General features: G+C 59.9%; 12 protein-coding genes. 2 read left to right on the top strand and 10 right to left on the bottom strand.

Translation table 11 applies throughout. The annotated features are described in order from the left end of the window. Positions 1–44: 44 nt before the first annotated feature. The 8 genes from fdhD to AGR7B_RS13150 all read right to left on the bottom strand — a co-directional run bounded on the left by fdhD (position 45) and on the right by AGR7B_RS13150 (position 9,174). Positions 45–851: a formate dehydrogenase accessory sulfurtransferase FdhD gene (gene fdhD, locus AGR7B_RS13115; RefSeq protein WP_080856820.1), complete on the bottom strand. Its 807-nt coding sequence runs from the start codon at positions 849–851 to the stop codon at positions 45–47. Positions 852–1,206: 355 nt separating this feature from the next. Then, positions 1,207–1,617: a F0F1 ATP synthase subunit epsilon gene (locus AGR7B_RS13120; protein WP_003492358.1), complete on the bottom strand. Its 411-nt coding sequence runs from the start codon at positions 1,615–1,617 to the stop codon at positions 1,207–1,209. A gap of 130 nt (positions 1,618–1,747) precedes the next feature. Continuing rightward, positions 1,748–3,202, bottom strand: a complete 1,455-nt coding sequence (gene atpD / locus AGR7B_RS13125; RefSeq protein ID WP_065656966.1) for a F0F1 ATP synthase subunit beta — start codon at positions 3,200–3,202, stop codon at positions 1,748–1,750. 23 nt (positions 3,203–3,225) lie between these two features. Further along, positions 3,226–4,104, bottom strand: coding sequence for a F0F1 ATP synthase subunit gamma (locus AGR7B_RS13130; RefSeq protein WP_035263533.1), 879 nt, complete (start codon positions 4,102–4,104; stop codon positions 3,226–3,228). Between the two features lie 30 nt (positions 4,105–4,134). Continuing rightward, the gene (gene atpA / locus AGR7B_RS13135; RefSeq protein ID WP_004443771.1) at positions 4,135–5,664 is read right to left on the bottom strand and encodes a F0F1 ATP synthase subunit alpha; all 1,530 of its coding nucleotides are present in this window, start codon (positions 5,662–5,664) and stop codon (positions 4,135–4,137) included. Further along, a complete protein-coding gene (locus tag AGR7B_RS13140; RefSeq protein WP_183232595.1) occupies positions 5,664–6,230 on the bottom strand; it encodes a F0F1 ATP synthase subunit delta in 567 nt (188 codons plus the stop codon). The genes atpA and AGR7B_RS13140 overlap by 1 nt, the downstream gene beginning before the upstream one ends. Positions 6,231–6,491: 261 nt before the next feature. Further along, a complete protein-coding gene (locus AGR7B_RS13145) occupies positions 6,492–6,878 on the bottom strand; it encodes an AGROH133_08824 family phage infection protein (protein ID WP_080856821.1) in 387 nt (128 codons plus the stop codon). Between the two features lie 79 nt (positions 6,879–6,957). Beyond that, positions 6,958–9,174, bottom strand: coding sequence for a primosomal protein N' (locus AGR7B_RS13150; RefSeq protein ID WP_080856822.1), 2,217 nt, complete (start codon positions 9,172–9,174; stop codon positions 6,958–6,960). 121 nt (positions 9,175–9,295) lie between these two features. On the opposite strand from AGR7B_RS13150, the gene AGR7B_RS13155 reads away from it, so the two are divergent. Together AGR7B_RS13155 and AGR7B_RS13160 are read left to right on the top strand one after the other, a co-directional pair. Further along, positions 9,296–10,243: a tyrosine recombinase XerC gene (locus AGR7B_RS13155; RefSeq protein WP_080856823.1), complete on the top strand. Its 948-nt coding sequence runs from the start codon at positions 9,296–9,298 to the stop codon at positions 10,241–10,243. Between the two features lie 80 nt (positions 10,244–10,323). Further along, a complete protein-coding gene (locus AGR7B_RS13160; protein ID WP_080856824.1) occupies positions 10,324–11,421 on the top strand; it encodes a TraB/GumN family protein in 1,098 nt (365 codons plus the stop codon). Here the strand turns inward: AGR7B_RS13160 and AGR7B_RS13165 are convergent. Beyond that, positions 11,405–11,893, bottom strand: coding sequence for a DUF2867 domain-containing protein (locus AGR7B_RS13165; protein ID WP_080856825.1), 489 nt, complete (start codon positions 11,891–11,893; stop codon positions 11,405–11,407). The genes AGR7B_RS13160 and AGR7B_RS13165 overlap by 17 nt on opposite strands. Before the next feature lie 79 nt (positions 11,894–11,972). Continuing rightward, positions 11,973–12,473, bottom strand: a complete 501-nt coding sequence (locus AGR7B_RS13170; protein WP_080856826.1) for a cytochrome b — start codon at positions 12,471–12,473, stop codon at positions 11,973–11,975. Positions 12,474–12,534: the final 61 nt, after the last annotated feature.

Raw genomic sequence — 12,534 nt, forward strand, 5'->3', positions numbered from 1 at the left:
CCCGCTCTGAAGCCAAGGGCCGCCGGGAAACGGCGGCCTTAATGTTATAGAAGGATACGATCCGCCCGGGTGAAGATTTCAAAATCCTCACCCCGCACCAGCGCCACAAGTGTGACACCCGAACTCTCGGCCGTTTCGATGGCAAGCGCCGTGGGCGCGGAGATCGCCGCCAGAATGGGGCTGCCAAGAATGGCGGTCTTCTGGACCATTTCCACCGACAGTCGGCTGGTGACCACCACAATGCCCGTATCGGGCGATAGGTCCGCATTGACGACCGCACCTGCGAGCTTGTCGAGCGCATTGTGCCGGCCGACATCTTCGCGGACAGCAAGCAGCCCTTTTTGAGGATTGTAGAAACCCGCGCCGTGAACTGCCCTTGTTTCGCGATTGAGGCTTTGCGCTTCATTCAGCGCTTTCACCGCAGCAACGATGTCATCTCCGTCAATGGAGACTTCCACGCCGCTCAACTCCGGTACCACGCGGACCGCCTGTTCTATGGATTCAATGCCACAAAGACCGCAGCCGACGGGGCCTGCCATATGCCGCCGTCTTGCCCTCAGCGCATCCGCATTGGCATCCTGCAAATCCACCTGAACATCGAAGCCCTGCCCGGCCTCGATCACCTCGATGGAACGGATTTCTGCCCTTGTGGATATGATGCCTTCCGTAAGACTGAAACCGACCGCGAAATCGACAAGATCAGCGGGGCTGGCCATCATCACGGCATGGGTGCTGCCGCCATAGGAAAAGGCAACCGGCACCTCCTCCGGCACCGCCCTCTCGCCCTCCACTATGACCCCTTCGCGCAAAGCGGTTCTTGCGACCCTCCGGTAACTTGCCTTTGCCGACACCCGATCACTCCTCCATGACGAAAATTCGCTTCGTCTCTCTCACGATCTCAAAGCAGCATTTCTTCCCGGTATCACATCTAACCGAAAGCCCTGAAAATCGGAATCGGTTTCCCGGCTGCGCCCGTTGAAGGCGCTCCCTGCCTCACCCATTTCCCGCATGTCCATCACTGATGCAATCCCGCCAACGCCATTCGGAAGCTCAGACCGGGCCAGGTGACGGGCTTCTGTGCGAAAGCAGCCATGCTTCGCCTGGATATGGTGAGGCAACAGCCCAAAACAAAAAAGCGACCGAAACGGCCGCTTTCTGCTTTAGGTTTTTTGTGGGCAGTCATTCTTTCGAACCCGCCCGGTGCTTTCAAGCAGCGACAAGAACCTCATGCAGGTTCGTCAGTTCATAAAGATGCTTTTCAAGCTTGGTCAGATGTTCGTGGTGATGATTGCCCTCTTCGATTTCGGCCTTGGCCGCATCGATACGCTTCTGCAGCGTGTCGGGGGACATGTCATCGGCCGAAACGGCGGATTCGGCGAGAAGCGTGCAGCCGGTCGGCAGAATATCGGCAAAACCACCGAAGACGACATATTTATGCGTCTCGCCGGAAGCGAACTTCACCGTTACCAGGCCCGGCTTGATCGTGGTCATCGTCGGCGCATGATTGGCCAAAACGGTCATTTCACCCAGCGTAGCCGGGATGACGACTTCCGTAACCGTTTCGGAAACGAGCAGACGCTCCGGGGAAACGAGATCGAATTTGAAACTGTCAGCCATGGCTATTCACTTCTTTTCAATTACGCGGGCGTCACGGACTTGTCTTTTACAACGCAGGCGAAAGCCGTCCGGTTTCGCCACCATTGTCGGCAGGGCGCGCGGCTAAAGCCACGCGCCCGCCAATTCATGATCAGGCAGCCTCGGCAGCCAGCTTCTTTGCCTTTTCGATGGCTTCTTCCATCGAACCGACCATGTAGAAAGCAGCTTCCGGCAGGTTGTCATACTCGCCGTTGACCAGGCCCTTGAAGCCCTTGATCGTGTCTTCGAGAGCGACCAGCTTGCCCGGCGAACCGGTGAAGACTTCAGCAACGAAGAACGGCTGCGACAGGAAACGCTCGATCTTGCGGGCGCGGGCAACCGTCAGCTTGTCTTCTTCCGACAGTTCGTCCATGCCGAGGATGGCGATGATGTCCTGCAGAGCCTTGTAGCGCTGCAGGGTCGACTGAACCTTACGAGCCACTTCATAGTGCTCTTCGCCGACGATCATCGGGTCAAGCATACGCGAGGTGGAGTCGAGCGGGTCAACAGCCGGGTAGATACCCTTTTCAGCGATCGAACGCGACAGAACCGTCGTTGCGTCAAGGTGGGCGAACGAGGTGGCAGGTGCCGGGTCGGTCAAGTCGTCGGCGGGAACGTAAATGGCCTGAACCGAGGTGATCGAACCCTTGGTCGTGGTGGTGATGCGTTCCTGCATCTGGCCCATGTCGGTTGCGAGCGTCGGCTGGTAGCCCACGGCCGAAGGAATACGGCCGAGCAGAGCCGACACTTCCGAACCAGCCTGCGTGAAGCGGAAGATATTGTCCACGAAGAACAGAACGTCCTGACCTTCGTCACGGAAGTTTTCAGCGATCGTCAGACCGGTCAGAGCGACACGGGCGCGGGCGCCCGGCGGTTCGTTCATCTGGCCGTAAACGAGTGCTGCCTTAGAGCCTTCGCCGCCGCCGAGCTTGTTGACGTTCGACTCGATCATTTCGTGATAGAGGTCGTTACCTTCACGGGTACGCTCACCAACACCGGCGAATACCGAGTAACCGCCGTGCGCCTTGGCGACGTTGTTGATCAGTTCCATGATGAGAACCGTCTTGCCAACGCCGGCGCCGCCGAACAGGCCGATCTTGCCGCCCTTGGCGTAAGGAGCCAGAAGGTCGACGACCTTGATGCCGGTGACGAGGATCTGTGCTTCCGTCGACTGCTCGACATAGGCCGGCGCGTCCTGGTGGATGGCGCGCTTGGAAGCGGTAACGATCGGACCGGCTTCGTCAACCGGCTCGCCGATGACGTTCATGATACGGCCGAGCGTTTCCGGACCAACCGGAACGGAGATCGGTGCACCCGTGTTGACGACGCCCTGACCGCGAACCAGACCTTCGGTCGAGTCCATGGCGATGGTGCGAACGACGTTTTCGCCGAGATGCTGCGCGACTTCCAGAACGAGGCGGTTGCCATTGTTCTCGGTTTCGAGCGCGTTCAGGATCGGAGGCAGTTCGCCTTCGAACGCCACGTCGACAACAGCGCCGATAACCTGGGTAACCTTGCCCGCGCCGTTCACCGCTGCGGTTTTCTTGGGGGTAGCTGCCTTAGCCATTATCCTTACCCTCTTTCCTTACCTCAGAGCGCTTCCGCGCCCGAAATGATTTCAATGAGTTCCTTGGTGATCTGAGCCTGACGCTGACGGTTGTAGGAAAGCGTCAGCTTGTTGATCATCTCACCGGCATTGCGCGTTGCATTGTCCATCGCGCTCATCTTGGCGCCCATTTCACCGGCAACGTTTTCGAGCAGAGCCCGGAAAACCTGAACCGAAATGTTGCGCGGAATAAGGTCTTCCAGAATAGAAGCCGCATCCGGCTCATATTCGTAGACGGCGTTCTGCGTTGCGGCATCCTCTTCCACAACAGGCGTTGCGGCCGGAATGAGCTGCAGGCCGGTCGGGATCTGGCTGATGACGGACTTGAATTCCGAGTAGATCAGCGTGCAGACATCGAACTCACCGGCGTTGAAGAGCGAGATCACCTTCTTGGCAATCTGGTCGGCATTTTCAAAACCGACCTTCTTCACGTCGCGCAGTTCGATGCGCTCGATGATGTTGGCTGCAAATTCGCGGCGAAGGCTGTCGTAACCCTTCTTGCCAACCGTGATGATCTTGACCGTCTTGCCTTCCGAAATCAGCTTGCGGGCGTGATCGCGGGCAAAACGGGAAATCTGCGAGTTGAAACCGCCGCAAAGGCCACGTTCAGCCGTGCAGACGACGAGCAGGTGCACGTCGTCCTTGCCGGTGCCGGTCATCAGCGCCGGAGCAACGTCCGCCTCGACCGCCTTGGCGATGTTGGCGAGAACGGCGCTCATGCGCTGAGAATAAGGCCGGGCGGCCTCCGCAGCTTCCTGGGCGCGCCGAAGCTTCGCCGCGGCGACCATTTTCATCGCCTTGGTAATCTTCTGCGTCGCCTTTACGGAGGCAATGCGGTTTTTCAGATCCTTTAGTGAAGGCATCCGTTATCCGTCCGAGTAAAAGAGCCCTGATTACGAGAAAGACTTTGCGAAGCTATCAAGAGCGCCCTTGAGCTTGCCCTTGGTATCGTCGCTGATAGCCTTTTCCGTGCGGATGGTGTCGAGGATCGCCTTGCCTTCCGAGCGGAGGTAGGAAAGCAGACCCTGCTCGAACTTGCCGACCTGTGCGACCGGAACCTTGTCGAGGTAGCCGTTGACACCGGCGAAGATCACCGCAACCTGCTCTTCCGTCTTGAGCGGAGAGAACTGCGGCTGCTTCAGAAGCTCGGTCAGGCGGGCGCCGCGGTTGAGCAGGCGCTGCGTGGAAGCGTCGAGGTCCGAACCGAACTGGGCGAAGGCGGCCATTTCGCGATACTGGGCGAGTTCACCCTTGATCGAGCCGGCAACCTGCTTCATCGCCTTGATCTGGGCGGCGGAGCCAACGCGCGAAACCGACAGACCGACGTTAACGGCCGGACGAATGCCCTGGTAGAACAGGTCGGTTTCAAGGAAGATCTGGCCGTCGGTGATCGAGATCACGTTGGTCGGAATAAAGGCCGAAACGTCGTTACCCTGGGTTTCGATGACCGGCAGAGCCGTCAGCGAACCGGCGCCCATTTCGTCGGAGAGCTTTGCAGCGCGCTCGAGAAGACGGGAGTGGAGGTAGAAAACGTCGCCCGGATAAGCTTCGCGGCCCGGAGGACGGCGCAGCAGAAGCGACATCTGACGATAGGCAACGGCCTGCTTGGAAAGGTCGTCGTAGCCGATGAGAGCGTGCTTGCCGTTGTCACGGAAGTACTCGCCCATGGCGCAACCGGCAAACGGAGCGAGGTACTGCATCGGAGCCGGGTCGGAAGCGGTAGCAGCAACGATGATCGAATACTGCAGCGCGCCGCGCTCTTCCAGAACCTTAACGAACTGGGCGACGGTCGAACGCTTCTGACCGATAGCGACGTAGACGCAATAAAGCTTGTCGCCATCCGGGCCATTGTCGTGAATGGCCTTCTGGTTCAGGATCGTATCGAGGATGATGGCGGTCTTGCCGGTCTGGCGGTCGCCGATGACGAGCTCGCGCTGGCCGCGGCCAACCGGGATGAGCGCGTCGATGGCCTTGAGGCCGGTCGACATCGGCTCATGAACCGACTTGCGCGGAATGATGCCGGGAGCCTTGACGTCAACGCGCGAACGCTTGGCGGCATTGATCGGGCCCTTGCCGTCGATCGGGTTGCCGAGCGCGTCAACGACGCGGCCGAGCAGTTCCGGACCGACCGGTACGTCAACGATAGCGCCAGTCCGCTTTACGGTGTCGCCTTCCTTGATGTCGCGGTCCGAACCGAAGATAACCACACCGACGTTGTCGGCTTCGAGGTTGAGCGCCATGCCGCGAATGCCGCCGGGAAACTCGACCATTTCGCCGGCCTGAACATTGTCGAGACCGTAAACGCGAGCAATACCGTCACCGACGGAAAGCACCTGGCCGACTTCCGAGACTTCCGCCTCGTTGCCGAAATTTTTGATTTGATCTTTCAGAATTGCGGAAATTTCCGCGGCGCGGATATCCATCAGCCAACCTCTTTCAGTGCAAGCTTAAGGGTGGAAAGTTTGGTGCGAAGAGACGTATCGATCTGGCGAGAGCCGACCTTGACGATCAGGCCGCCGAGGATCGACGGATCGACGGTAACGGAAACCGCCACATCCTTGCCGGTAACGCTCTTCAGCGCCGCCTTCAGTTCAGTTTCCTGCGCCTCGTCGAGCGCATGTGCCGAGGTAACCTCGGCGGTGATTTCGCCGCGGTGGGCAGCGGCAATGGTGCGGTAGGCGCGGATCATGCCGGGAACGGCAAAGAGACGGCGGTTATTCGCAACGACCTTGAGGAAATTGAGCGCGAGACCGGCAATGCCGGCCTTTTCGCAGATCGCGGTGATTGCCTTGAACTGATCCTCGGCGGAAAACACCGGGCTCGCAACCAGACGCTTCAAATCGTCGCTTTCGTCGAGAAGTGCGCCAAACTTGTCCAGTTCGGCCTGAACCGCTTCGACCGTACCCGCTTCCAAAGCAAGCTCGAAAAGCGACGACGCATACCTTTCCGCTACACCGGATGTTCCATGGGAGGTGTCTGCCACGGGCACTTTTTCCCTGCTAATCGTCCAAGACCATCAGCGATGGGGCTCCACCGCATCAAATTCTTGAAATCGTTTCAATTTCCCCGAAAAAGACCGGAATTCCCCCCTGCCTTTTCCCAATTTCGCGGTCCGTCTAGCATAGGACGCCGGGACTCGCAACACGCGTAATAGCGGAAAGCGCCGTTTGGGCAAGGGGGAATGCGTTTAAATTTTCCGATTTCGCCCAGGATGCGGCATCTGTGCGTCACAAAAGGCAAAAAGCCCGCTTCAGACCAGCCCGAACACGTAGCTCAACGACAGGGCAGCGAGCAGAAAGTGTACAACCAGAAGTAATAAATTCCGCATGGTTGCGCCACCATCGGCGAGTATGGAGAGAATGCCGCCAAAGACACTGAGGCCGAAAGCCGCCCCAAAGGCGAGATAGACCATGGGCTGTGCGAGAAGCAGGGCGGCGGCGCCGAGACCGAGATAGAACCCGGCAAGCGACGAGCGCACGAGTGCATAACCGTCCCTGCGCTCACCCGCCGGCTGGAGACCGAAGGCGCGCAGCGTAATACCCGGCGCAAACATGAAAAAAAGGCCCATCACGGCCGAAACCACCGCCGCTCCGAAGGCCAGCTGCTCGCCGAACTCGGCGGGAAAATAAAACTCCATGTCGTTCCCCAAATCATTTTGACTGCCTGCTGCGTTATGACACGGTCATGACAGCGGGAAAACGCCCCGACGGCAAAGTTCAAAGGAAACTTTGCGGGTCGATATCGAGCTGCACATGCACGCTGCCGCGCTCTTTCGGGCCATTGGCCAGAAGCGTGCGGAGAAAAGACTGCATGTCGGAATTGCGCCGCCCGTGCACCAGCAGGCGGAAACGGTGACGGCCACGGATCAGCGCGAGCGGCGCTTCCGCCGGGCCGAGCAGCATGATGCCAGCAACTTGCGGGGCTGCGGCCCTTAAACCCCGGGCATGGGTTTCCGCTTCCGCGCGCGTATCGGCGGAAACGATGATCGAGGCAAGCCGTCCGAAGGGAGGCAGAACGGCTTTTTCCCGCTCCACGATTTCCCGTTCGTAGAAGGCCGATGCATCGCCCGAAACGATGGCCTGCATGACGGGATGCTGCGGCTGATAGGTCTGCAACAGGCCATGGCTCTTCAACCCCGTTCGCCCGGCGCGTCCGGTCACCTGCGACAGCAGCTGGAACGTTCGCTCCGCTGCACGCGGATCGCCGTTGGCAAGGCCCAGATCGGCATCGACGATGCCCACAAGTGTCATCAGCGGAAAATTATGTCCCTTGGCGACGAGCTGCGTGCCAATCACGATATCGGCCTCGCCCTTGACGATCGCCTCCAGTTCCAGCCGCAGGCGTTTGACGCCCATGAGATCTGAAGAGAGCACGATGGTGCGGGCCTCAGGGAAATGTTTCTCCACCTCCTCGGCAATGCGCTCCACACCCGGCCCGCAGGCCACCAGATGATCGAAGGTTCCGCATTCCGGGCAATGATCGGGCGTCGGCTCGTTGTGGCCGCACTGGTGGCACTGCAATTGATTGCGGAACCGGTGCTCCACCAGCCAGCTGGAACATTGCGGGCATTGGAAACGGTGACCGCAGACCCGGCAGAGCGTCAACGGCGCATAACCGCGACGATTGAGGAACAGCAGCGCCTGCTCACCCTTTTCGATGGTCTTGCCGATGCCGCGCAGCAGGACGGGTGACAGAAACCCTCCCCTCTCCGGCGGATGACGCCGCATATCGACAAGATGCAGATCGGGCATAGCCGCATCGCCGAAGCGCGTGTGCAGGTGGATGGTATTATAACGCCCCGAACTGCCATTGACCTGGCTTTCCACCGACGGTGTGGCAGACACCAACACGACAGGAAATTCTGCAATCCGCGCCCTGACGACAGCCATGTCGCGGGCATTATAAAAGACACGGTCTTCCTGCTTGTAGGCGGGGTCGTGCTCTTCATCGACGATGATGAGACCGAGATTGTCGAAGGGCAGGAAAAGTGCCGAGCGCGCGCCGGCCACCACCTTCACTTCGCCCGTCACCGCCTGCCGCCAGACTTTTTCGCGCATGCGCGGTGACAGGTCCGAATGCCATTCCGCCGGTTTCGCACCGAAACGATCCTGAAAACGCTCAAGAAAGGCCGCCGTCAGCGCAATTTCGGGCAGCAGGATGAGAACCTGCTTGCCCTGCCGGAGTGTCTCCGCCACCGCCTCGAAATAGACCTCGGTTTTCCCAGAACCTGTGACGCCGTCGATCAGCGAAACATGAAAGCCGCCCTTGCGCACATCCTCGAGTATTTCCGAAGCGGCCTGTTTCTGCGGGCCTTCCAGACGCGGCTCGACATAATCAGGATCGGGTTCGGCCACGACAGGCGGCGCCGGCAGAAACACCGTCTCGAACACGCCCTGCTTGACGAGACCATCGATTACGCTGGTCGAAACGCCGGCGGCATGGGCAAGCCCGCTCTTCGTCCAGCCATGCCCTTCAGCCGCCAGTCCCATAACCCGCTCGCGGGCGGGGGTCAGGCGCTCCGGCCGGCCTTCGGTCAGCCGCAGCCCCTCGATCATCGGTTCGGGATCGAAGGCCGCGGGCGCTCTGAGCGCCATGCGGGCCACAAGACCGGGCGGAGAAAGCGTATAGGCGGCGACCCAGTCCACGAAGCGGCGCATTTCCGCCTTCAGCGGCGGGCACTCGAAACTTTTGGTGATGGGCCGCAGCTTCTTCGGGTCGACGCCCTTCTCGCCCGCATCGTCCCACACCACGCCGAAGACTTGTCGTGGGCCGAGCGGTACCTGCACGACGGAACCGGTCTCCACCACCATATCCTCGGGCACCGAATAGCTGTAGGGCCCGGGCGCGGGCATGGGCACGAGAACGGGCACCGTGCGCGTGGGCGACGGCGGGTCGAACAGAGCCCCAAACAGATCGGACGAATCTTTTGCCATGATGTGGCGACCATGCCTCGACGACAGGAAAAAGGAAACCGCCCGGATGTAGTGGGCGTGCCTTGCAAAGTCTACCTCTTAACCAAATGCTGACCATAAGCGCATAGTTTCGAAGCATGGAATGGAGCGCCCCGTGACCGAAATCCTGACATTTGCCCAAGCCGATCTTCTCGACGAGCGCCAGTCCTGGCTCGCCGCCCTCGCAGGCGAACGCCGGCTTTCGGACAATACCGTCGAGGCCTATGAGCGCGATACCCGGCAATTTCTGACATTCCTGACCGGTTACATCGGCAAACCGGCCTCCATCACCGATATTGCCGATCTGCGTCCGGTCGATCTTCGCGCCTTTCTGGCCAATCGGCGCAAGGAAGGCGCCGGCGCACGTTCGCTGGGCAGGCATCTGGCAGGCCTGCGCTCCCTGCTCCATCACCTGCAGAAAAAAGGTCTGGTGAATGCCGCAGGCGCCACCGCCATGCGCGCGCCCAAACAGCCGAAATCGCTACCGAAACCGCTGACCGACCGGCAGGCGCTGAAAATCACCACGAGTGAAGCGCAATTGAACGACGAACCATGGATCGCAGCCCGCAATGCCGCGGTTCTTTCACTGCTTTATGGCTGCGGCCTTCGCATTTCCGAGGCGCTCGGTCTTACCCCGGCCAACTTCCCGCCCGGCGCCCGCAGCCTGCGCATTACCGGCAAAGGCAACAAGACGCGGATTGTGCCCCTGCTGGCGGTGGTGACGGAAGCCGTCGATACCTACAGGAAGCTTTGCCCCTATACCCTTTCGGCGGATGAGCCCATGTTCCTCGGCGCACGCGGCGGCAAGCTGCAGCCCGCCATCATCCAGAGAGAAATGCAGAAACTGCGCGGCGCTTTCGGCCTGCCGGAAAACGCCACGCCGCATGCGCTGCGCCACTCCTTCGCCACGCACCTTCTCGCCGGCGGCGGCGACCTGCGCACGATTCAGGAACTGCTCGGCCATGCGAGCCTCTCCACCACACAGATCTATACCGGCGTCGACACCGCGAGACTGCTGGAAATCTACGACAACGCCCATCCGCGCGCATGAGGCAGGAAATGGTTAACCATAATCATTAACCAGACATCCAAGCCGCCGTTCTATAAGCGAACTACAACCGGATTGGACCGATGCACAGCCTGATAAAACCGCAAAATCTCACCGCCACCCTGATGGGCAAGACCGGCGACGCCCTGCTGTGGCTGCTTGCCGCCCTGCATGTCACCGCCGTCGCAATCCTTCTGATGACCTTGCTTTCGCTGGGGCAAGCGGAAGCCGCACAGCAGCAGATCACCTGCACCGGCAGCGACATTCTCGTGGAGATGCGCAAGACCGATCCGCAGACTTTCGCAAAGATCGAGCAGGAAGCCGCCGCGATCCCGAACGGCAAGGGCAATTTCTGGCGCATCGAAAAGGCGGGAACGCCGACGTCCTATCTTCTCGGCACCATGCATGTCACCGATCCGCGTGTTCTGGAAATGCCTGCCGCCGCCAGCCCCGCCTTCGAAAAAGCCGCGACGGTGATCGTGGAATCGGATGAAATCGTCGATGACAAGAAGGTCGCGGCGTCGCTGCTGAGCAAGCCCGAACTCACCATGTTTCTGGATGGCAAATCGATCACCGACATCCTGTCGCCGGAAAATGTCGCGCGTCTGGAAAAGGGCCTCAAGGAGCGCGGCATTCCGCTGAACGCCGTATCGCGCATGAAGCCATGGATGCTTTCGAGCTTCGTCGCCCTTCCCGCCTGCGAGTTCGCGCGCAAGTCAACAGGCCTCTCCTTTCTGGACAAGAAGCTGGCCGAAGATGCCATTGCTGACGGAAAGCACCTTGTCGGGCTGGAGACAATGGTGGAACAGCTGACGGCGATGTCGGAGCTGCCGATGGAATTTCATCTTCAGGCGCTGATCGAAACGCTCGAACTGGGCGACCGCATGGATGACATCATGACAACCATGACCGATCTCTACGTCGCTGGCGATATCGGCATGACCATGCCCATGCTGAAAAGCATGGACCCCAAGAAGGCCGCAGCGGAAAGCGAACAGGGCTACGCCGCGTTCGAGCAGCGTATCATCACCGACCGCAACCACGTCATGGCGGAACGGGCGGCCCCCGAGCTTGCCAGGGGCAATGTCTTCATGGCCGTCGGTGCACTGCATTTACCGGGCGAGGAAGGCCTTGTCGAATTGCTGCGCGCGGAAGGCTTCACCCTCACGCGGGTCGATTGACCGGCTCACTCCCGATGCTGACGGGACGGACATTGGCGCAGAACGGCCGCATCGTCGCCGGCACGATGCGGCGGTGAAACGGTCCGACGACAAGAAGATAGATCCGCCCAAACAGGTTCTTGCGCCTGACAATGGTGGTGACACTCACCAGCTGGCTGTTTTCCTTCTCTTCGAGATCGACGACGATCCGGAAATCGAGATGGCGGTCGTCGAAACCGAGCACAGTCCGCTGTGGCGTGGAGGACAGGACTGGAAAACCACCCGCCGACGTCCCAGCCACCATTTCGACCGTTCTTAAACCGAAAAGCGCCACCACGCGGTTTCGAAGTGCCATAAGGCTGCGGATCCATGCAGGAGGATGATGGAGAAGGAGCCTGCTCACATCGAGTGCGGACGGCTCCGGCGTCACCATCTCTCCCTGATAGCGATCCTGCCAGTCTGCGCCCGGTAATATGTCTTCGATATCCTGCATTCCTGAACCCCGGCCGCGCCATGCGGCAGGGGCCACCTTCCTCTTTTTCCGAGAAACCGGAAACGCGACAAACCGCCGCTTAGCCGTGCGTCATGCGCTTCAGGACATTGGTGCGCCAGTAGAACTGGTGAACCAGAACGGCGACGACGTGACCGGCGATCAACACCCACATCAGCGCCTTGAAGGGTCCGGAATGCAGCTGCCCGGCCGGCTGAGCGCCGAAGTAATAAGCGGCAATACCGGACAGGGGCAGGACGAGGAACAGGGCATAAAAGGTGAAATGCGCCACCTTCGCCGCAATCTGAAACGGCCGCGGTTCTTCGTTGGGATGCGGCGGCACGCCCTGGAAGAAGCACAGACAGAGGCGCAGCACCGCAAGCAACAGAATGGTGAAGCCGACATAGGCGTGAATATTGGCCGAAGATACCTGTTCCGGCGTCAGTGTTTCGCCCCGCCGCATCAGCCGGTAGGCATGTTCCATCCCATCGGGAAACAAGAGGTTGAAGAAGATCAGAAGCGCCATCGCCCAATGAATGATGCGCTGCGGAACGGTGAAGGAAACTTGACTTGGAAACGCCATTTTATTGCCTTTTATCAAAAGGTTAGACAGGCTATGGCGCGAGTATGGAAAACCCCGGCCT

Origin of the sequence: Agrobacterium deltaense RV3 (genome assembly GCF_900013505.1) — a bacterium.
GTDB lineage: Bacteria > Pseudomonadota > Alphaproteobacteria > Rhizobiales > Rhizobiaceae > Agrobacterium > Agrobacterium leguminum.